This is a genomic window from Rhizobium sp. UBA1881, from assembly GCF_002338015.1.
Classification (GTDB): Bacteria; Pseudomonadota; Alphaproteobacteria; order Rhizobiales; family Rhizobiaceae; genus Rhizobium.
Genome location: NZ_DDHH01000167.1, coordinates 1 through 21162, shown reverse-complemented (window position 1 = coordinate 21162; position 21162 = coordinate 1). Strand labels below are relative to the sequence as shown.

Here is a 21162-nt window from a genome sequence, read left to right as displayed (position 1 = left end):
TAGTGTGCTGGTCGCGAGTGCCAATTCGTTAAAGACCAAGCCGTTATCATGCAGCTGGCTTTCGGCCAGGTCGTTCAGCTTTCGATTTTGCATAAAGCTTCTATAGCACTACCTTACTATTGGTCGTTCTAAGGAAGATTGATAAGACAGGCGTTCTTCAGGCAGGACGGCTCCTCATGACCCAGATACTCCAGCGCTTGTCGGCGATACTCGGCGACGACCTTATCCTCACTGACGCAGCAGACATGGATCGCTACCTGCGAGACTGGCACTGCGATGCAACTGGCGCAGCCCTTGCCGTCATCAGGCCCCGGTCGACAGCCGACGTCGCTAGCGCGGTACGGGCATGCCGCGATCTCGGGCTCGCTATCGTGCCGCAGGGCGGCAACACAGGGCTTGTGCACGGAGCGCTGCCACAATCGTCATTGCAGCATATCGTTATAAGCCTTGAGCGGTTAAACAGGATCCGCTCCATTGCTCCCGACGACTTTTCGATGACAGTCGAGGCCGGCTGCATCCTGTCTACGGCGAAGGAGTGCGCTGCAGAGAACGGCATGTTCTTCCCACTTGCGCTAGGTGCGCAGGGTAGCTGCCAGATTGGTGGCAATATCAGTACGAATGCGGGTGGCATCAATGTCTTACGCTACGGTATGATGCGCGATCTGGTGCTTGGCCTTGAAGTTGTCCTGCCAAGTGGTGAGATCTGGAATGGCCTTTCAACACTGCGCAAGGACAACCGCGGGATCGATCTGAAGCAATTGTTCATCGGTTCTGAGGGCACGCTCGGTGTCATTACGGCGGCTTCGCTGAAATTGACGCCCCTTCCGACGCAGCGTGAGACTGCGCTTCTCGCCGTGGCATCTCTTGATGAGGCGGTCGCGCTTTTTCGTTTGGCGCGGCGGGAATGTTGCGACCTGATGTCTGCGTTCGAGTTCATGCCGCCAGAAGCGTTTACCCTTGCGCAGGAAGCGATGCCTGACCTGGTTATGCCGCTTTCCGCTCAGTACCAGGCCTATGTCTTAATGGAGCTCGGAGGTTCCGGGCTACTCCACATGGCGGATCTGATGCAGCGGTTCCTCGAACTTGGATTGGAAAAGGGTCTTATTCTTGATGGTGTGATCGCCGCCTCCGAGACACAGGCAAAGACCCTGTGGAGCTTTCGCGAGGGCATGGTCGAGGGACAGGTCAAGCGTGGCCGACACCTACGCACAGACGTTTCGGTTTCACTCTCCCACCTCGCATCCTTCGTGGCCGAGGCGGAAGCCGAGCTCGCAAGCGCTCTACCGGCTTGCCTGGCAATATCCTATGGACATGTTGGAGACGGGAATGTGCACCTGAATGTCTTGCCGCCAACAGGAACTCCTGAGGGCGAACGTGACACGATCATCAAGCAGGCCAAGGCAATCATCAATAGCGTTCTTTTCCGTTACCAGGGAAGCATTAGCGCCGAGCATGGCATAGGGCGTGAAAAAATGGATGACTTCCGCCTCGGATTGGCACCGACGCAAGTGCAACTGCTTGCCGCCCTAAAGTCGGCGATCGATCCGGATTGGCAAATGAACCCAGGCGTTCTCTTCTGATCGGACTGCCTCAGATCGGCTGCATCTTGCGCATGTCGCTCAGCTGACGCTTCATCTGGTTGATGCGGGCCCGCTCGCCTTCTGGCCGGCGCATGGCAACGCTGGTCGACAGGATGTCGATGACGACAAGTGCAGCGATGCGAGATATAGTTGGTGTGTACGTATTGGTGTTCTCGAGTGTTTCCACGATTAGCGAGACGTCCGAATAATGCGTCAAAGGCGATTCCGAACCGGTCAGGCAGATGACGATGGCGCCGTTCTCACGCGCGATACGCGCGATCTCGATGATCGATCGGGTGGTGCCGGTATTCGAGATGACGAAGGCGACATCACCCTCTTTCATCATCGAAGCGACCATCAGTTGCTGGTGGGAATCGAGTTCGGCGCCACAAGGTACGCCGAAAAGCGGGAACTTCTGCTGGGCGTCGCGCGCCACGATGCCCGATGCTCCGAAGCCGAAGAATACGATTGAACGGGCAGCGGCCAGTATGTCGATGGCCTTGTGAAGCGCGATCTTGTCGAGTTTCGAGCGAGCCCAATCGAGGCTCGTCATGGTGTAGTCGAAGATTTTCTCGGCGATCACCTCCGGCTCGTCAGTGTCGAGAAGGACCGAATGGGTTGCCGGCGTGCCAAAGGCAAGGCTTTGCGCGAGGCGTATCTTGAGGTCCTGAAAGCCGTTGCAACCGACTGCTGTCGCAAAGCGAAGGACCGTCGGCTGGCTGACCTCGGCAAGCGTCGCCGTTTCGCCTACGGTCGCGTTCATGATCCGGCGCGGATCGTCGAGCACAACGTCGGCAACTTTGCGATCAGACTTACGCAGTTCGGGTCGCATCGTCCGGATGACTTCTATGATGTTTCGGCCGTTGCTGCTTCTGATGTCGCTATCCATCCGGATTGCCTTTCCTGCATTTTCGACTGCGAAAACTAGAAGTTTAGTGGTTTAAGAGCAAGGTGTTCGGTGTATGCGCTTGCGCGGTTAGCGATTTTGCATCGTGTATAGTGTGTTTGTCTTGGCGCGATGCAGGTTGAGACCGGTGGTTGCGGTGACCGCGGCGTCAATTTTCTCAGGCTGCTCAGTATTGAAATCGAAGAGCCCGTAGTGGTGCGCAATAAGGTCGTTAGCGCCCACATGCAGGGCAACGGCGATTGCTTCGTGAAGCGAAAAGTTCCCGGGTACGCCGTTTTGCGAAAGCTCGGGGCGTTTGCCATTGACTGGTAGGAGAGCAACATCTGGTCGCAGTCGTCGCACTTCCTCCTCAAGTCCGATGAAGGGAATGCAGTCGCCGGAGTGCCAGATGCACGTACCATCGCCCCGGATGGCATAACCGAGAAATCGGTGGTTGCCGTCCTCGTCCATCTCCAGCGTCTCATGGGCGGCGCGCGTCGGAATGATTTCGACATTCATAGGCAGCGATATGGGTCCGCCGGCACAAGTGAGAATGAGGCGGTCTTCATGCACGCCCGAGCGCTCCATGGCCTGGGTGGCCACCGCGCGGGGTGCGACAAGCTTGGAGCGAGGATTGGCCTCAAGCAGCAACGGCAAGGTGCCGGGATCCATGTGGTCGGTGTGGGCATGCGTGCAAAGCACGAGATCGACGTGGAGGATCTCGTCCGCGAGCACAGGAGGCTGCATCAAGCGCACATGTGGGCGCGGTGTGTTTCGATATTTCACAGCCAGGCTGTCGGAAAGATAGGGGTCGACGACCAACCGCATCCCCACGATGTCGATGACGAAGCCGGCCTGACCGAGCCAGTATATCTCCGTTTTCTCGCTCGGCGGCCGGCTCAATCGCTCAGCCAACGGTTCTCCCGTTGGCATTTCTGTCAGCTTGACGCGCATCGGTCGAACTCAGGCTGACAGCACGGAAAGCAGGTTGTCGGCCGCTATCCGCGTGGCGCGGTCAACGCTTTCCGCGGTGAAGCCGCCGATGTGGCTCGTCGCGATCACGCGTCCGTGCGTGGCAAGCGTCAACGAAACCGGCGGCTCCTGTTCGAAGACGTCAGTGGCATAAGAGCCGATATGTCCGAGATCGAGCGCCTCAATCAAGGCATCTTCGTCCACCAGTTTGGCGCGGGCCGTGTTAACGATAACCTGCCCCTTCTTCGCCGAGAAGATGCGGTTGCGGTCCAGAAACGTTGAGCCATCTCGGGGAAGGGGGCAATGCAGACTTAAGATATCAGCTTCGTCGACGATGTCGTCGACCTCGGCATACGAAAATGCGCTCGACGGAAGATCGAGATTTGGCCGGGCCGGATCAAACGCGACAACGCGCGCGCCAAGAGCGATTACCATGCGTGCGACCTCCCGTCCAATCGCGCCACAGCCGATGATGCCGACGGTGCGGCCATGGATTTCAGCGCCCCGCAACCTTGGCCAGCCACCGGCCTTGATGCCGGCATCCGAATGCGGAATGGAACGCAGGGCGCTGAAAATCAGACCGATCGTGAGCTCAGCAACCCCCATGGAATTGGCGCCCTCTGCGATCATCACCTTGACGCCACGCTCCTTGAGCATGTCGATCGGGAGGTTGTCGACACCCACGCCGTTGCGGCTGATGACCTTCAAGGACGCGGCCGCCTCAATGATCTTTGGGGTAACCGGCTCGACGCCGGCGAGCCAGCCAACGCAGCCGGGTACCAGATCGATCAATTCCTGCTCGTTCGGCATTGCGCCTGCCGTAGAATAGACGATTTCAAAGCCTTGCTCTCGCATCCGCTCGACGTCGGGATGCGGTTCCTGCGTCAACGAACGCGGTGTGACGAGAATACGTTGGTTCATGCTCATCTCCCCGCGGCCTGAATGGCGATCTCGGATATGCGATCGAACGAAGGACCCGATGTTGGGATCGAGACGTCGAAGACCTCGGCGATGACCTGCGTCCAGCCGTGGATGAAATAGGTCCAGCCGTCCTCGATGCGCAGCGACCGTTCCGTCTGCTGACGACGAGCCTGGTCGAGAAAGACGAGCTCGCCACGATAATTGAGATCCCAGATAACTGCGCGTTCGGGGAAGACGGCGGCATCCGTCAAGGGCGAACCCGGTGCGTCCTTGCCGAGGCCGGTAGCATTGATGACGAGGGAGCCGGGCTTCAATGTGGCCAGAACCTTGTCGTTGTCTTCAGGACGTTCTGCCAGGAGGTACTCGACCGGTACGTCGAAGTCGACCTGCTCGTGGATACGCTTGATCTCGTCAAGGCGATGCTGGCTGCGATTGGTCACGATGATGCGCGACGGCACGTTTCTGCCGCGGCTCTTTCGCATCAGGTGCCAGGTCAGCGCGATCGTCGATCCGCCGGCTCCCATTGAAAACAGATCGGCGTTGTTGTCTGCGAAGTAGGTTTCGCCGAGGAAGCCGTCGATCGACAGGCCCGACGAAATCGGATCCTTGGCGTGGCAGATCAGCTTTCCGTCCCGTTTTGAGATGCAGCTGGTCTCGTCCATCAACAGCGCATGCGGATCGATCACGTCGAACATGTCCCTGCAGGCGTGGAAGAGGTCGATCTTGTGGGTGGTGACAAGCGCGCCCATGGACATCGGGTCATCACGGATGAACTCGACCGCCTTGCGATAGGCTGCGGGATCGTCGTGCAGCTTGAAATCGATGCCCTTGATTTCGGCGTCCTTTAATCCGAGAAAATTTCCCCAGGCGGGAAAGACCTTCATGATCGAGCTTTTGCCGGTCGTCACGCCGATGAAATAGAGTGTCGGGCTGGTTGCGGGTTCGTAAGTGCTCACGCGCGCTTCTCCAGAGCTTCCTTTGCGACCTTGACGGCAGCTGCGGCGTTTTTCGCGATATCCTTGAAGCGGCCCTCGCGAATATCTTCGGTCTTGGCAATCCAGGTGCCACCCACCGCGATCACCTGGCGAAGCGCAAGCCACTCTCCGATCGTTGCCTCGGTCACGCCGCCCGTCGGGATGAAGCGGATACCGAGATGGGCGAAGGGGGCGGAAATGCCCGCCAGCGCCTTCGGACCGCCCGCTACGCCGGCCGGGAAAAACTTCGCCAGCCGCACGTCACGCGCGGCCGCAAGCGTCAGATCGGATGGCGTCATGATCCCCGGGCAGAAAGGCAGGTTTTCAGTCTTGGCGGCATCGACGATGTCGGGATCGAATCCCGGCGCCAAGCCGAAACGCGCACCGGATGCGATTGCCTTCTTCAGATTGGTCCGGTCGAGGATGGTGCCTGCGCCGATGCACAGTTCGGGGCGCGCGTCGCGCATGGCTGCAAGTACATCTGCGGCGGCATCGGTTCTAAAGGTAATCTCGGCCACCGGCAATCCGCCCTCGAGCAGCGCATCGGCGAGCGCCACCGCATCCGAGGCGCGCTCGATTGCGATAACGGGAACGACGCCGAGACCGGCGATAAGGTCGATAGGATGTGTCATGGCATTCTCCGCAAGCTCTTGGCGATCAGGTGTAGGACTTCATCAGCGCGCGAACCGTGTCCTCGCTGCGCGGTTGATAGGCCGGGTTCTCGATGAGTTTCCAACCTTCGGCTCCGTTGCTTACGACGCGGTGGCGCATGCCGCGGGAGGATTCAATGATTCCGTAATCCTGGCCGCTGTCGGAGGGGTAGGCGAAAACCATCACCAGATCCTCGTTGCCGATGTTGATGGAGCGGTGGATCCAGAAGGGGGGCACATAGCAGATCGTCTGCGGCCCAATCTCGACGATGCGCGTCTCGCCTGCCGGCGATTCGAGCTGCATCAGTCCCAGACCCTTCTGGCCATAATATATCTCGGGCCGATCCGCCTTGGCGTGGATATGTCCGCGCGTCAGGAAGAACTCGGCAGCGATCCGGCCGGGGCTCATTCGCGTGACACCGTAGATGAGGTCGCCACTGTGTGTTCCCGGACGAAAATCCTCCACGTCGTAGACGACGACATCGCCGAGCTTTTCGAGCGCCGCCTCGAATGCGGCTTCGTCGGCGTAGAGCCCGTTGAGATCGCTCAGGCGCTTCTCGTATCGCCCCGTCTTTCCGCTCATTCCGCCGCCAATCGTGTCGACGACGCTTGAGACTGGTTCCCGCATCATAATTCATCCTCCGTTCGGTAGTAGAATTACATAAATAGATATGAAAACACGTGCAAGCGAAATTTTTAGGCTATATTGCGCTGCAAAAACGTAGAAATTGAACAAAAAATATGTTGACGGGAAAAATTCATGTAACTACGCTACATTTCAGCCAGGAGATGGCTTGCGCTTGAAAGCGCTCACCCGGAGGAGAAACGAAAATGAAAAAGACTGTAATGACGCTTGCGCTCTGCGCAGCTGCATCGGTACTTGCCATGGCGACCGCGCAGGCGGCCGATTGCAAGATCGGCATCTCGATGAAGACGCTGGACGCGCCGTATTTCGCCGCACAGGAAGTCTCGGCGAAGAAGCATGCCGAAGAGCTCGGCTGCGAAGTCATCTCCGTCGATGGCCAGAACGATCTCAACAAGCAGGTCGCCGACGTCGAAGACATGGTCGCGCAGGGCATCGGCGCGCTGATCATTAATCCGCGCGACAGCAAGGGCCTTGTTCCGGCCGTCAACGCGGCCACCGCAGCGGGCGTCAAGGTCTTCGTGATCGACTCGACGATCGACGCCCAGGCCAATTTCGTAACCCTGGTCCAGTCCTCGAACTCGCAGAACGGCCTTCTGGTCGGCCAGTGGCTCGCCGATGCGACCAAGGGCAAGGAGCTCAAGATCGCGTTGATCTCCGGTGACAAGGGCAATGAAGTCGGCCAGGAGCGCCGCCTGGGCGTGCTGGCAGGTCTGACCGAAGGCCAGCTGCGCAACGAAGGTCGTGCCAACTTCACGGTGGTCGGCCAGGGTTGGGGCGCCTGGACCAACGAAGGTGGCCTGAAGGCGATGGAAGACCTTCTGACCGCGAACCCTGACGTCAACGTCGTGCTCGGCGAAAACGACTCCATGGTGCTCGGCGCGCAAAAGGCGCTTGAGCAGGCGAACAAGTCGGGCGACGTCCTGTTCCTGGCGGCCGCAGATGGCCAGAAGGAGGCGTTGCAGGCGATCAAGGATGGCAAGTATGGCGCAACCGGTCTCAATGATCCGGCGCTCGTTGCCGCCACGGCCGTCGATCTCGCCAAGAAGGCGCTCGATGGCAAGCTGCCCGGCGATATCTCCAAGATCACCTACACGACGCCGACCGCGATCACCAAGGACAACGTCGACAAGTACCTGAAGAAGGACGCGGTATTCTAAGACCCGATCCTCCCTGTGGCCGGCGCGGTTTCGTCCCCGCCGGCCACCCATTCAATGACCTCGGAAGCCGGCTCGCGCCGGTGCCGCCGCAGAGCGCGGCTTGGTCGTGACAAGCAGAATGTGACGCTATGGAAACTGTTGTTGAGCTGACCGGCATCCGGAAATCCTTCGGCGGGGTACGCGCCCTTCAAGGTGTGGATTTCGCTCTGCGCAGCGGCGAGGTTCACGCCCTGCTCGGCGAGAACGGCGCCGGCAAATCGACGCTGATGCGCGTTCTGGGTGGTGAATACATCCCTGAATCTGGAAGCGTGAAGGTCCGCGGCCACGAGCAGCGGTTCAAGGGGCCGATGGATGCGCTCGATAAGGGCATCGCCATTATTCACCAGGAAATGGCGCTGGCGACGGACCTCACCGTGGCGGAGAATATCTTTCTGGCCGAGATACCCTCGGTCATCTCCTGGCGGGACCTCAACCGGCGCGCCGCGGAGCTTATCTCCAGCCTGGGCTTTTCGATCTCGCCGTCCGCGACCGTGTCCGATCTGTCCGTTGCTCATCAGCAGGTCGTCGAAATAGCCAAGGCGCTCTCCAAGAATGCCAGCGTGATGGTGTTCGACGAGCCGACGGCGGTTTTATCCGTGCAGGATGCCGAGCGCCTGCTCGGCATCATCCGGACACTACGAGCACGCGGCGTCGGCATCATCTACATCTCTCATCGCCTCGACGAGGTGTTTCGCATCGCCGACCGTATCACGGTCATGAAGGATGGTGCGTCCGTCCAGACCGTGGAGCGACAGGACGTTGCGATCGACGACGTCATCCGCATGATGGTCGGCCGATCGCTGAAGGCTCTTTTCGGAGACGATCTCGAACGGCCGATCGGCGCAGAAGTGCTGCGGATCGAGGAGCTGTCGGATGGTGCGCGCATTCGAGGCGCGTCGCTCTCTGTCAAGGCAGGCGAGATCGTCGGGCTTGGCGGACTAGTTGGAGCCGGTCGCACCGAGCTGGTGCGCCTCATCTTCGGCGCCGAGAAGGCCCGTTCGGGCAAGATCTTTCTGCATGGCAAGGAAGTGCGCGTGAACAACCCTCGCGCTGCCGTTAAGGCAGGGATAGGGCTTGTTCCCGAAAGCCGGAAGGAGCAGGGGCTCGTTCTCGATTTTCCGATCCGCGTCAACGCGACGATGTCGAAGCTCGGGCCGCTGGTCAATGCGTTCGGTTTCGTGCGGCGGGCGGCAGAAGGCGCGACCGTCGAAAAGCTGGCGGCGCGCCTGCGTATCAAGGCCGGCAGTCTCAACGATCCCGCATCGAGCCTTTCCGGCGGCAATCAGCAGAAGGTCGTGCTCGCCAAGTGGTTTCACGCCGATGGCGACCTTCTGATCTTCGACGAGCCGACCCGCGGCGTCGATGTCGGCGCAAAGACCGAGATCTACTCGCTCATCAAGTCGCTTGCGGCCGAGGGCAGGGCGGTGCTCGTCATCTCGTCCGAACACATCGAGCTCTTCGGGCTGTGCGACCGCATTCTCGTGATGCGTGAGGGAGAACTGACGGGGTCGCTCGACCCGCAAGACTACACCGAAGAGAAACTGCTGAAGCTGGCGATGGTCAATACCGTCTCACAGGCCGAAGCCATCGCGACCAGCAACTGATTGGGTTAAAGCCGTGACCGAACTCACCGAAACCGCTCACCGTTCGCCTTCGCTGAACATTTCCAACATCCTGCACCGCTACGGCACGCTGGCCATCCTGATCGCCCTGCTGATCGTGGCGACCTCGATGTCGGATGTCTTTCTGACCCAGCGCAACATCATCAACGTTCTCCGGCAAAGCGCAGGCACCAGCCTGATGGCAATCGGCATGCTCTTCGTCATCCTGACCCGGGGTATCGATCTCTCGGTCGGTTCGGTGGCAGCGCTCGGCAGCGTGCTTTCGGCGATCGTCATCCAGGACTACGGCACCGGCGGAGCGGTCGCGACCGCCTTGATCGCCGGCGCAGCCTGCGGCCTTGCCTCCGGCGTCCTCGTCGCCTTCCTCAAATTGCCGCCCTTCGTGACGACGCTTGCGATGATGACGGTCGCGCGTGGTCTCTCCTTGATCGTCTCCGCCGGACAGCCCATTCAGATGGGCGACGCAGGGATCTGGATCACGACGTTTGGCTCCGGCTCGATCGCCACCATTCCCTACCCCGTCGTGCTGATGGCGATCGTCTTCGTCATCGCCGGCATCGTCCTGACCTTCACGCGCTTCGGACGCCTGGTAAAGGCGATCGGCTCGAATGTAGAAGCCGTGCGACTGTCCGGTATTCCGGTCGCCTATTACACCACCGCTGTCTATGTGATCTCCGGTGTGCTCGCGGCCGCGGCCGGTATCGTTTCGACAAGCCGCACCGGCATCGGCTCGGCCAATATCGGTGTCGGTTCGGAGCTCGACGCGATCGCTGCCGTCGTGATCGGCGGCGCCAGCCTGATGGGCGGCCGCGGTGGCGTCATGAACACCTTCATCGGCGTGCTTGTGCTTGGCATTATCGCCAATATGATGAACCTTGCCCGCGTGCCCGGCTATCACCAGCAGGTCTTCATGGGTTGCATCATCATCGGTGCGATGCTCCTGCAATATGCCTCCAACTGGTTTCGCAAGTAGTGTCCGCCTCCTGCAGGGGTAAGTAGCATGCTAAATGATCTCTTCCTTGCCATCGACGTCGGCACCGGCAGCGTTCGTGCCGCCCTCGTCGACACCAAGGGCAAAATTCTTGCGGTCTGCAGCCGCGAGCACGAGCAGATCGTTCCGCAATTCGGCTGGGCTGAGCAGCGTCCGGCGGATTGGTGGGCGGGCGTCGTCGCTACGGTCCGGGAGGTCCTGGGACAGGTTGCCGATGCGCGCTCTCGCGTGGTTGCCGTTGCAGCCTGCGGCCAGATGCACGGCACGGTGCTTGTCGACGACGATGGGGAGTTGGTGCGCGAGACCGCGCCGCTCTGGAACGACAAGCGGACCGTCGACTATGTGACGGCCTTCGAGGCCGCGCATGCGCCGAACGATTATCTTTCCGATTGCGCCAACCCGCCGACGCCCGCCTGGCCTGGCTTCAAGCTGCAATGGCTGCGCGACCACGACGCATCTGCCTACAGCAAAGCTTCCGCCGTGCTGATGCCAAAAGATTACGTCAATCTGCGCCTGACCGGCCAGATCGCCATGGATCGCAACGACGGCGGGGCAAGCTTTCTGATGGATCCCCGTAGCGGCGACTGGTCGCGCAAGATGATCGCGCTGCTCGGGCTCGATGCCGGTAAACTGGCGCCGCTTCGCAATCCAACGGAGATTTTGGGCACCGTCAGCGAGAACGCTGCGATCGAGACCGGGCTGCGCCAGGGCACGCCGGTGCTGGTCGGCGGGGCCGACTATCCGGTGGCCCTTTTGGGATCCGGCGTATGCCGGCCGGGCGTAGGTTCGGAGGTGATGGGAACCTCAGCAATCATCACCGCGATCGCCGCCAAACCGCTTCTTGATCCGTCAATCTGCAACGTCGGGACTGTCGAAGGAAACTGGGGCGCCTTCATGCTTCTGGAGTCCGGCGGCGACGCCATGCGCTGGGCAAGACGGGCGTTCGACGAGAAGAAATCGTCCTATGAGGACATTGTCGCAAAGGCTGCCGAGGCACCTGCCGGATCCGATAAGCTGTTCTTCATGCCGTACCTCACCGGTGAGCGGCTTGGCGAGCATCGCAATGCGCGCGCGCAATTCTTCGGGATCGGTGCCGCGCATGGTCTTGCGCATATGCACCGCGCGGTGCTCGAAGGCGTCGCATTCGCCACCAAGCGCCATATCAATATTCTCGATCGCATTTCCGGTGCGCCACTCGAGCGGGTCATTGCGTCGGGTGGCGGGGCGAAAACCGAGCTTTGGATGAAGATCAAGGCCAGCGTCTACGGTATTCCGATCCTGGTTCCCTCCGAACCGGAATGCGGCCTGGTCGGCTGCGCGATCATGGCGGCGGCGGCAACCGGGCAGTTTTCAGGCGTGGAGGATGCAGCCGGGGCCTTTGTCTCCTACGCGCAGGAAATCGAGCCTGATCCGCGCTGGGCTGAAACCTATCGGCCGATGCAGGCCTTCTTCGAGAAGCTCTATGCGCACAGCCAGGCCCTCTACAACGATCTCGACGGGCTGCCGCAATGACAGAAAGAGCCGTACTTTTCGACATGGACGGCACCCTCGTTGATAGCGAGGGGCTGCATTTCGATGCCATGAAACAGGCACTGCTCCAGATGGGATACCACGTGCCGGACGCGCTCGCTGATCGCATGACCGGCATGAGCGGCGCCGATTGCCACGCACTGCTGCGAGAGGCGATCGGTTTCAAGCCATCCTTCGATGATTATGTCGAAGGCAAGTATCGATGCTATCTGGCCGGCGCTGCCAGACTAGAGCGCCGCCGTGGGGTCGATGCCGTTTTGAGATTGCTCGCAGAAACGGGCACCCGTTTCGCCATTGTCTCGAATTCGGACCGCATGCTGGTTGATGCCAATCTGCGAGCTGCATCCCTGCAGCAGCCCGGACTTGTGACCGTCAGCCGAAATGACGTCGTGCGTGGAAAGCCGGATCCCGAACCCTATCTCAGGGCGGCGCATCTGCTTGGCGTCAGTCCCGAAAACTGCATCGTGGTCGAGGACAGCACTCCCGGCGCCGTTGCTGGTCTTGCTGCGGGAATGACCGTCATCGGATGGCCCGAGCCACATAGGACCGACCTCGTCTTTCCGCCGTCGGCGATCCTGGCCGATCCCAACGATCTGGCTTCAACGCTCACCGGCCTACTTTCTTCCTTTCCTTTGCAAACGACCCTTCAAGGATGCGACTAATGTATCTCGATAAGTTCAAGCTCACCGACAAGATTGCCGTCGTCACCGGCGCCGCGCGCGGGATCGGCTACGCCGCCGTCGAGGCGCTGGCGGAAGCTGGAGCGAAAGTCGTGCTGACGGACATGAACGATGCCTTGCTCAAGGAAGCAACGGCGACGCTTGCCGCCAAGGGGTACGGCGTCGACAGCGTCGTGCTCGACGTTACCGATGTCAAAGCCGTGCAGGCGGCCCATGACGAGATCGTCGCCCGCCATGGCCGGGTCGACATCCTCGTCAACAATGCCGGCATCGCCATCAGCAATCATCCGGCCGAAACCATGGCAGACGATGTCTGGAACAAGGTGATCGACGTCAATCTGAACGGCGTTTTCTGGTGCTGCAGGGCGTTCGGCAAGTCGATGCTCGATCGCGGCTCCGGCACCATCGTCAATGTCGGCTCGATGTCCGGCTTCGTTGTAAATCGCCCGCAGGAGCAGGCGAACTACAACGCCTCCAAGGCAGCCGTTCACCATCTGACGAAGTCGCTCGCCGCCGAATGGGGCGCGCGCGGCGTTCGCGTCAATTCGGTGGCGCCCACCTATATCGACACGGAGATGAACAAGTACGTTTACGAGGACGCCGAGATGTACAGGCACTGGGTCGGCGGCACCCCGATGAACAGGCTTGGCCGCACCGACGAGGTCGCTTCCGTCATCCTGTTCCTCGCCAGCGACGCATCCAGCCTGATGACCGGCTCGATCGTGCTCGCCGATGGAGGCTACGTATGCTGGTGACGGCTGACATCAAGCCGCGCGGCGCACGCTTCCCCGGCCGCTATATTCAGGCAACGGGCGCGATCGGGCTGCTAGGGCAGGAAGCGCAAGGGTATGGCAAGCGTGCCGTGGCCCTGCTCGACCGTGGCATTTTCGGCATGCTCGAAAAATCCGTGTCGGACGCGTTCGATGGTCACTCCGATGTCGAGGTCGTGCGTCACGGAGGAGAGTGCTCGGAAGCTGAAATCGCCAGCCTCGTCGTTCGTGCCAGGACGGCCGCAGCCGATGTCGTCATCGGTATCGGTGGCGGCAAGGCGCTCGATACGGCAAAGGCGGCTGCCCGCGATCTCGGATTGCCAGTGATCGTGGTGCCGACGATAGCCGCTTCGGATGCGCCGTGCAGCGCGCTCGCGGTCGTCTACAACGAGGACGGCACGGTCGCGTATGACAGCTTCTTGCCCGCCAATCCCGACCTGGTTCTTGTCGATACGGCCCTGATCGCTGCCGCGCCCGCGCGCTTCCTGTCGGCCGGGATCGGTGATGCGCTGGCAACATGGTACGAGGCGGATGCGTGCCGACAAAGCGGTGCGTTGAACTGCATGAAAATGCCCGGCCTGCCGCTTGCATTCGAGGTTGCGCGGTTTTGCCGGGAAACAATCCTGGAGTTCGGCGCAGCGGCGCTCACGGAATGCGATGCGAAGACGGCGGGACCGGCAATCGAGCGGGTCGTGGAGGCCAACATTCTCCTGTCGGGGATAGGCTTTGAATCCGGCGGCGTGGCCGCTGCGCACGCGATACATCACGGCCTCTGTGAGCTGGAAGATGTGCATCATCACCTGCACGGCGAAAAGGTGGCCATCGGCGTGCTGGCCGGGTTGAAGATCCAGGGCCGGCATGACGAATTCACGCGGGTTCGCGACTTTTGCCGATCGGTGCGGCTTCCGACGCGGCTGACGGATATCGGGATTGCCGAGGCTTCGCGGGAGAAGCTGGAAATTGTCGCGCGACGTGCCTGCCGCGCCGGCGAAATCATCCACAACGAGCCGATGCCGGTCACCGAAGGAATGGTGATCGAAGCGCTGGCGGCGTTGATCTAATCGATGGAGTAAGAACTATGGGTAAAAACGAGGCGTTCGCGCCGAACTTCCTTGATGGTAAGACGGTGGTGGTCTCGGGCGGCACGAGCGGCATCGGTCTGGCCGTTGCGCAAGGCTTCGCCGGGGAGGGAGCCCGCGTGCTCGCCACAGGCAGCTCCGAACGCCGGCTTGACGATGCCCGATCGAGCTCATCCGGTACGATCACGTTCTCAAAACTTGATGTGCGGGACGGCGCCGCAGTCGATCGATATTTTGCCGATCTGCCGACGCTTGATGTGCTGGTCAATTGCCAGGGCATCGCGCGCCCAGACAGTGAGTGGGACGAGGATGTCTTTCTCGATGTCATGGACGTCAATCTGAGCAGCGCTATGCGTCTCTCCCGCGCTGCCTTTCCGTTGCTCAGGAAGAATGGGGGAAGCATTGTCAATTTCGCGTCGATGCTGAGCTATCTGGCCGATGAAAGCGTCCCTGCCTATACAGCAAGTAAGACGGGCATCGTCGGGTTGACACGCGCCATGGCGCATAAGTATGGTCGCGACGGCGTCCGTGTGAACGCGGTTGCGCCGGGCTATCACCGCACGGAGATGACGAAGCCGCTCTGGTCGCAGCCGGATAGCGAAGCGAAAATCGCCGAGCGATCGGCACTGAAGCGCTGGGGAACGACCGAGGACCTCGTTGGCCCGATCCTGTTTTTGTGTTCGCCAGCCGCCGCGTTCGTGACTGGCGTCACGCTGCCGGTCGACGGTGGTTACAGTGTCGGGTAAAGACATAGCCTGCTGATTAGGGTCGACTGACAGTGCCAATTCCCGGACCCGGCGCTGCGACATCTACGGGCTTTCCGACGATCTGCCGAAGTCGGCGGTTCAATTCCTCGATAAGCTGGGCTGTCGTGCCGTTCGAGGGGGATGCGACACCTCCGGCATCGTCGGCCCAGCCGGAGATCCAGCAGAGTGCTAGCCCGACTCTTTCAGAGATCCATTACCATCTCATGCCAGGCGATGCCGCCGTGGTCCGATTCTGACGGCCGGACATATCTGTAACCCATCTTCTCGTAGAGGGGCACGCGCCGATCCTTGCACATGAGATGGATCGTCTCTTTTCGTGCCGCTCTCATCTCGTCAATGAATCGTTGCATCAGAAGCTTCGAATAGCCCTTTCCCTGTTCAGCAGGGGCGACCACGACCGACATGATGACAGCGTTGGGTGCAGCCGGATCGTGCCCGACGAGTTCCTTAAACGCCTCATCGGACATGACGACCTCGTATGCGCAGCCGCTGTTGATAAATCCTACGATCTTTCCCTCTGCCTCGAGTATCAGGAAGCCCTCCGGGAACTGAGTGATCCGATTTTCGATCCTTTCGAGGGTGGCCGCCTTGTCGCCTTCGTAGGCTGATGTCTAAATCTCGAAGCATCTGGCCGCGTCGCTAGGTGTCGGTCTGCGGAAGGAGTGATTGTCTGCCAAGGCGCAATCCCTTTCATATCGGGGCCTGTCTTGTTGCGGATCGGCCGGGCCGCAAGACATGTCAGTGGCACTGGAACGAGTTCGACGGCTGAAATACGATCCGTTTGGCGGCTTCGATGCTGACAATCTCATTTTCCGTCGAATGGCGAAACACTTTAGAACCAGAGATCGCGCACGCATCGCCCCTTCGATGGCAGATCGGTAAACGTCACCAATCCGTCGAAATGATCGATCGCTAGGTCTGCTACCGCCTCGGGTGCCGCGAGCCTGACATTGACCGCCATCCGCCGTCGCCCATCCGGCTCCAGCACCAGGCCACGCCAAGCGAGTACGCAGGCGCAGGTAGGGCAGAACAGGATCTCAAGCGGCGACTTGTCCCTTCCCGAGCGCGTGTAGGAGGCGGTCGGTCCGGTGACCGCAACTCGGTAATCTTCGTAGTCATAGGCCCAAAGCGTGCCGTACCGGCGACACATTGTGCAATTGCATGAAGTTATGGATCCCGGATCACCCTCCAGCCTCCATTGCGCCTTTCCGCAATGACATGAGCCGATCATCATGAAATGAGCTCCTCTTGTGCCGTCGACGCGCTATGTTGCCGGATTGAACCCTCCACCGCAATTGCTATGACCTGGCAAAATGAGCGAGACGTGAGCGTCTTACCGGTCCGCTCGCGGTCGGATTGAAACTGAGACGTCATAGCAATTCATTGGGCAAACGATCAATCGGCAACAAACGAGCGGCGCCGGGCTCGCGCGGCAAAGACGGGGCGTCACACGGTCCCTTTACCTCAGGAAGGCAACAATCGAATTGGCGATTTCTGAGGTGTGCGTCTCCACTGCGAAGTGGCCAGCATCGAGTAGACGAACCTCGGCATTTGGCAGATCCCGTCGGAACGCTTCGGCACCTACCGCCAGAAAGAATGGATCCCTGTCACCCCAGATCGCCAGGAGCCGTGGCTGATGTTCGCGAAAATAGGCCTGGAAGGCAGGGTACATGGCCACGTTGCTCGCGTAATCGAGCGCAATGTCGAGCTGGATTTCCTCGGCATCAGGGCGCGCCATGTAGAATGCGTCCAGCGAATAGCCGTCCGGTGAAATGAGCGGCAAACGCGAAACGCCGTGCTCGTATTGCCAGCGAATGGCCGCCGGTTTCATGATCTCGCGTAGCGCTTCTCGGTTGGGCTTCGTCGGGTCGACCCAGTAACGCCTGATCGGCTCCCAGACTTCTCCCAAAGCGTCTTCATAAGCATTGCCATTCTGAGAAATGATCGCCGTCACACGCTCTGGGTGCCCCATTGCGACCCGGAACCCGATCGGTGCGCCAATGTCAAAGGCGTAAAGAGCGAACCGTTCAATGCCCAGGATCTCGATGAAGCTTGCGATGACTTTGGCAAGATTGTCGAATGTATAGGAGAACTTAGATCGAGACGGTGACTCGGATTGCCCAAAGCCGGGTATGTCGGGCGCGATCAAATGAAACCGGTCGGCAAGCATAGGGATCAGATCGCGAAACATGTGGCTCGAAGACGGGAAGCCGTGAAGCAGCAGCAGGGTCGGCTTCGTCGGGTCTCCCGCCTTTCGATAGAAGACGCTGATGTCGTCGACGTCAACACGGTGATAGGTCGGATGGTTCATCTCCAGTCCGCCCTAGAAACCAAAATCGCTGAGACCGGGATGGTCGTCCGGACGAGGGCCTTGCGGCCAGTGAAACTGGCGGTCCTGTTGGCGTATCGGAACGTCGTTGATGGACGCGAAACGCCTTTGCATCAAGCCGTTGGCCTCGAATTCCCAGTTCTCGTTCCCGTATGAGCGGAACCAGTTGCCGCTGTCGTCGTGCCATTCGTAAGCGAAGCGAACCGCGATACGATTTTCGGTGAAGGCCCAAAGCTCCTTGATGAGGCGATACTCGATCTCGCGCTGCCATTTACGGGTGAGAAAACCGACAATAGCATCGCGCCCGTTCACGAACTCTGACCGATTGCGCCATTCGCTATCGGGAGTGTAGGCGAGTGCCACCTTTTCCGGGATGCGACTGTTCCAGCCATTTTCGGCTAACCGGACTTTTTCCGTTGCCGATGCCAGAGAAAAAGGGGGAAGGGGCGGTCTTGTGGTTTCCATGTCTATTCTCCAATCGCTTCGAGGCGAGTTCGCAACGCCAGATTCTCGGCTTCCAGTTGGGCCAGGCGCTCACGCAGCGGTGTGACGGCGTGCTCGATCTCACGCTCGGTGTATCGCGGGGTTATATGTTGAGGACAGTTCCAATCGAAGGCCTCCAGCCGGAGCTTGAAAATCCGTTCCGCCTTGGCTCGGTATCCGGCGTCGGTAACGAGGCTGGTCAGCGCGGTATTAACGTCGAGTGTCAGTTTCTCGACATGCATGTAAATCTTGAGACGTGCCCGCCGTGGGTAATCCACCAGGAAGAGGCAGGCTCGGTCGTTCGCCGTGAAGTTTCCGGTGCTGATATATTGGCGGTTGCCCCTGTAGTCCGCGAATGCCAGCGTCTTTTTGTCGATCACCTTGAGGAAGCCCGGTGGGCCACCGCGATGCTGCACGTAAGGCCACCCCGTTTCGGAGACGGAGGCCATGTAGAAACTGTCGCGTGACGCGATGAAGGCAAGCTCACTTTCGGTGAAACTGTCGGATTGGCGGTGGTGATCGCCCAGCCAGATTTGATCCGCCCCCATTTCGGCCTGCGCCTGCCGCACATTCGCAGTGATGGCAACGTCCAGGAAATGATACGGCATAGATGATCTCCGTATTTCGGTTACCCACTTAACTGCAGCGACAGTGCGACCTTAGCTCACCAGAGCCTTGGCCGCACCTTTAACCAGCATCTCATCGCTCACTTGCTTGCAATATTGCGATCCAGGAAGTCGTTTATAAGCGGAGCCGCAACGTCCAGCTTCTCCTCGAGTAGGAAATGGCCCGAATTCAGGATATGAACCTCGGCGTCCGGAAGGTCCCTGAGATAGGGATGAGCCCCCGCCTCGGGGAAGATGTAATCGTTCTTGCCCCAGATGATCAGCGTGGGTGGCCTACGCTCGCGGAAGAAGTTCTGAAAGTCGGGATAAAGCGGCAGGTTCGTGCGGTAGTCGTACAGCATATCGAGCTGAATGTCGCGGTTGCCCGGCCGATCCAGCAACGCTTGATCGTGAACCCAATTGTCAGGACTTATGCGCGAAACGTCTTCCATGCCGTCGGTGTATTGGAACTTCGTCGTTTCCAGCGTGACGAGGCCATTGAGTGCCTCGCGGCTCTTGGACGAACCATCGGACCAGTAGGTCTTGATCGGATCCCAAAATGCCTTCAACCCTTCGTCATAGGCGTTGCCGTTCTGGATGATTAGTCCGCTGACGCGTTCTGGGTGTTTCAGCGCCAGGCGGTAACCAACTGGCGCACCATAATCCATGACATACATCGCGTAGCTTTTGACCGCCAAGTGATCCATCAGCTTGTCGACGACGTTGGCGGCACCGGCAAACGTGTATGCGAATTTGTCATGATCGGGAGCAGCGCTTTGGCCGTAACCGGGATAGTCCGGCGCGATGACATGGTAGCGATCTGCAAGCAGCGGTATCAAGTTGCGGAACATGTGTGAAGACGTTGGAAAGCCGTGCAGAAGCAGCACGACGGGAGCGTTGGCGGGGCCGGCCTCGCGGTAGAAAATGTCGATACCTTCGATAGTCGCGGTTCTGTAATGGACCGGAAACGGGGCCTTGCGAACGTCTGCCGAAATTGTTGCGGGAACGGCATCTGCTGCTGCTGCCGCGGTCGTCATTGTGGCAGTCGCAAGCATCAGACATAAAACCAAGCTACGCATGATAGTCTCCCAGTAATAAAGATGGAACGAAAGTTTCATTCAAACGGACCGCTTGCTCATACCAGCGGGACTGCCGCCATTGCGACAAACGCACCCACGGCGTTGGCAACCGCGGACGCCGAACGTTTGATGCGGATTCGGTGCGGCTCAAACGATGTAGCCCCTCACTCGATCGGGCTTCGTCAAAGCTGCGATAGCCAACGATTATGCGGGATTGGGATCACTCTCAATTGCGATCTACGTCCGATGCAACTAGACCATGGCATGGTCGCCATAGACCTTCGTATATCGATTAGTTCTTACGTAACTCACAGAAAACCCGTAAGAATTTCAATTTAGGCATTGGCAGTTTGGTGTCGAAAAACTCCGCGGAGCATGTTGTGGATAGAAAATCGCAAGCCGAACCCATTATCGATCTGATACCCGCGATGGTTTGGTCCGCGACGTCGGACGGTATGCTGGATTTCGCCAACCAGCACTTTCTGGAATTTATCGGTGCGCCGCTCGAGGCAATATCGGGTGTCGGCTTTTATCAGATCTTCCATCCCGACGACACCGCGCGTCTTGCTTCGGAGTGGCACGTAATCATGGCGTCTCGCCGCGCGCGAGAAGTTGTCGGCAGGATCCGACGTAAGGATGGCCAATATCGCTGGTGCACGCTTCGACAAAAGCCCCGTCTCGATGCCGAAGGCGATGTCGAGAGATGGTATGGCGTGGTTCTGGATATCGAGGACCGCAAGCAGGCAGAAGATGCCCTGCAAACGACAAAGACAGCACTTGCCGCAAGCGAGGAAAATCTCCGCCGGATCATCAACTCGCTGCCAGTACTCGTCTGGTCAGCGCGTCCTGACGGTAGTGCCGACTTCGTCAATCAGAGTTGGTTGGACTATGCCGGTCTCCCGGCGGAGAAGGTTCTCGGCTGGGGCTTTCTCGATCTCTACCACCCCGACGATGTTCCAGGCATGGTCGACATCTGGAAACGAGATCTCGCTCATTCTGACCACACGGTCCTAAAGGGGCGTATTCGCGGGGCGGACGGAAAATACCGGTGGTTTTACTTTTCGGGTCGCAAGCTGATCGACGCCAATGGAACTGAGCGCTGGTTCGGCGTCAACATCGACATCGACAAACTCCAAACCGCCGAAGACGCACTGCGAGAGGGCGAGGCGGCTCTGCGGGAAAGCGAGCGCAAGCTTAATCTCATTGTTAATACGATACCAGCGATGGCCTGGTCTTGCACGCCCGATGGCGCCTTGGAATATTGGAACCAGAACCTCATCGATTTCGTGGGGTTGCCCTTCGAAGAGATCGTCGGGTTTGGCTTTTATCGAATGTTCCATCCTGACGACGTCGAGCTGATGCGGACGTCCTGGGAAGAGTTCCTCCGATCGAAACGCGGTTG

Annotated in this window: 22 protein-coding genes; 10 read left to right on the top strand and 12 right to left on the bottom strand. The window is 59.5% G+C overall.

The features are described from left to right. Positions 1 to 176: 176 nt before the first annotated feature. Positions 177 to 1580 (top strand): FAD-binding oxidoreductase, encoded by a 1404-nt coding sequence (locus B3605_RS20330; protein WP_112943150.1) that lies wholly within the window; start codon positions 177 to 179, stop codon positions 1578 to 1580. 10 nt (positions 1581 to 1590) lie between these two features. Here the strand turns inward: B3605_RS20330 and B3605_RS20325 are convergent, their stop codons facing one another. The 6 genes from B3605_RS20325 to B3605_RS20300 all read right to left on the bottom strand — a co-directional run bounded on the left by B3605_RS20325 (position 1591) and on the right by B3605_RS20300 (position 6614). Beyond that, on the bottom strand, positions 1591 to 2469 hold the full coding sequence (locus B3605_RS20325) for an SIS domain-containing protein (protein WP_112943149.1): 879 nt from the start codon (positions 2467 to 2469) through the stop codon (positions 1591 to 1593). A gap of 87 nt (positions 2470 to 2556) precedes the next feature. Continuing rightward, entirely contained in the window at positions 2557 to 3420 is an 864-nt protein-coding gene (locus B3605_RS20320; RefSeq protein WP_296435784.1) for an MBL fold metallo-hydrolase, read from the bottom strand. 9 nt (positions 3421 to 3429) lie between these two features. Beyond that, positions 3430 to 4359, bottom strand: coding sequence for a phosphoglycerate dehydrogenase (locus B3605_RS20315; protein ID WP_113197050.1), 930 nt, complete (start codon positions 4357 to 4359; stop codon positions 3430 to 3432). Positions 4360 to 4361: 2 nt separating this feature from the next. Next, on the bottom strand, positions 4362 to 5315 hold the full coding sequence (locus tag B3605_RS20310) for a shikimate dehydrogenase family protein (RefSeq protein ID WP_296435782.1): 954 nt from the start codon (positions 5313 to 5315) through the stop codon (positions 4362 to 4364). Then, positions 5312 to 5965, bottom strand: a complete 654-nt coding sequence (gene eda / locus B3605_RS20305; RefSeq protein ID WP_113197052.1) for a bifunctional 4-hydroxy-2-oxoglutarate aldolase/2-dehydro-3-deoxy-phosphogluconate aldolase — start codon at positions 5963 to 5965, stop codon at positions 5312 to 5314. Before eda ends, B3605_RS20310 begins: the two co-directional genes overlap by 4 nt. 25 nt (positions 5966 to 5990) lie before the next feature. After that, positions 5991 to 6614: a glucose-6-phosphate isomerase gene (locus B3605_RS20300; protein WP_113197053.1), complete on the bottom strand. Its 624-nt coding sequence runs from the start codon at positions 6612 to 6614 to the stop codon at positions 5991 to 5993. 200 nt (positions 6615 to 6814) lie between these two features. On the opposite strand from B3605_RS20300, the gene B3605_RS20295 reads away from it, so the two are divergent. The 8 genes from B3605_RS20295 (at position 6815) to B3605_RS20260 (ending at position 15243) form a co-directional block, all read left to right on the top strand. Continuing rightward, positions 6815 to 7786: a substrate-binding domain-containing protein gene (locus B3605_RS20295; RefSeq protein ID WP_037179307.1), complete on the top strand. Its 972-nt coding sequence runs from the start codon at positions 6815 to 6817 to the stop codon at positions 7784 to 7786. Positions 7787 to 7914: 128 nt separating this feature from the next. Then, on the top strand, positions 7915 to 9429 hold the full coding sequence (locus tag B3605_RS20290; protein ID WP_289730137.1) for a sugar ABC transporter ATP-binding protein: 1515 nt from the start codon (positions 7915 to 7917) through the stop codon (positions 9427 to 9429). Between the two features lie 13 nt (positions 9430 to 9442). After that, a complete protein-coding gene (locus tag B3605_RS20285; RefSeq protein ID WP_289730138.1) occupies positions 9443 to 10420 on the top strand; it encodes an ABC transporter permease in 978 nt (325 codons plus the stop codon). 27 nt (positions 10421 to 10447) lie between these two features. Further along, entirely contained in the window at positions 10448 to 11950 is a 1503-nt protein-coding gene (locus tag B3605_RS20280; RefSeq protein ID WP_296435777.1) for a xylulokinase, read from the top strand. Beyond that, on the top strand, positions 11947 to 12630 hold the full coding sequence (locus B3605_RS20275) for an HAD family hydrolase (RefSeq protein ID WP_296435775.1): 684 nt from the start codon (positions 11947 to 11949) through the stop codon (positions 12628 to 12630). Before B3605_RS20280 ends, B3605_RS20275 begins: the two co-directional genes overlap by 4 nt. After that, the gene (locus B3605_RS20270) at positions 12630 to 13403 is read left to right on the top strand and encodes an SDR family NAD(P)-dependent oxidoreductase (protein WP_113197057.1); all 774 of its coding nucleotides are present in this window, start codon (positions 12630 to 12632) and stop codon (positions 13401 to 13403) included. Before B3605_RS20275 ends, B3605_RS20270 begins: the two co-directional genes overlap by 1 nt. Then, complete coding sequence (locus B3605_RS20265; protein WP_296435771.1) at positions 13394 to 14479, top strand: glycerol dehydrogenase; 1086 nt, start codon at positions 13394 to 13396, stop codon at positions 14477 to 14479. The genes B3605_RS20270 and B3605_RS20265 overlap by 10 nt, the downstream gene beginning before the upstream one ends. A 17-nt stretch (positions 14480 to 14496) precedes the next feature. After that, the gene (locus B3605_RS20260) at positions 14497 to 15243 is read left to right on the top strand and encodes an SDR family NAD(P)-dependent oxidoreductase (protein ID WP_112943139.1); all 747 of its coding nucleotides are present in this window, start codon (positions 14497 to 14499) and stop codon (positions 15241 to 15243) included. Between the two features lie 203 nt (positions 15244 to 15446). Here B3605_RS20260 and B3605_RS20255 read toward each other — a convergent pair whose 3' ends face one another. The 6 genes from B3605_RS20255 to B3605_RS20230 form a co-directional block, all read right to left on the bottom strand. Next, the gene (locus B3605_RS20255) at positions 15447 to 15833 is read right to left on the bottom strand and encodes a GNAT family N-acetyltransferase (protein ID WP_349677265.1); all 387 of its coding nucleotides are present in this window, start codon (positions 15831 to 15833) and stop codon (positions 15447 to 15449) included. Between the two features lie 263 nt (positions 15834 to 16096). After that, positions 16097 to 16498, bottom strand: a complete 402-nt coding sequence (locus B3605_RS20250) for a GFA family protein (RefSeq protein WP_296435769.1) — start codon at positions 16496 to 16498, stop codon at positions 16097 to 16099. Between the two features lie 225 nt (positions 16499 to 16723). Then, positions 16724 to 17575 (bottom strand): alpha/beta fold hydrolase, encoded by an 852-nt coding sequence (locus B3605_RS20245; protein WP_296435767.1) that lies wholly within the window; start codon positions 17573 to 17575, stop codon positions 16724 to 16726. 12 nt (positions 17576 to 17587) lie between these two features. Then, positions 17588 to 18058, bottom strand: coding sequence for a nuclear transport factor 2 family protein (locus B3605_RS20240; protein WP_296435765.1), 471 nt, complete (start codon positions 18056 to 18058; stop codon positions 17588 to 17590). A 2-nt stretch (positions 18059 to 18060) separates the two neighbouring features. After that, entirely contained in the window at positions 18061 to 18684 is a 624-nt protein-coding gene (locus B3605_RS20235) for a pyridoxamine 5'-phosphate oxidase family protein (protein ID WP_296435763.1), read from the bottom strand. Between the two features lie 98 nt (positions 18685 to 18782). Next, on the bottom strand, positions 18783 to 19760 hold the full coding sequence (locus B3605_RS20230) for an alpha/beta fold hydrolase (protein WP_289730149.1): 978 nt from the start codon (positions 19758 to 19760) through the stop codon (positions 18783 to 18785). A 428-nt stretch (positions 19761 to 20188) separates the two neighbouring features. Here B3605_RS20230 and B3605_RS20225 point away from each other — a divergent pair. Further along, positions 20189 to 21162: PAS domain-containing protein (locus B3605_RS20225; protein WP_414706997.1), on the top strand; the 974-nt coding region annotated here is incomplete at its 3' end.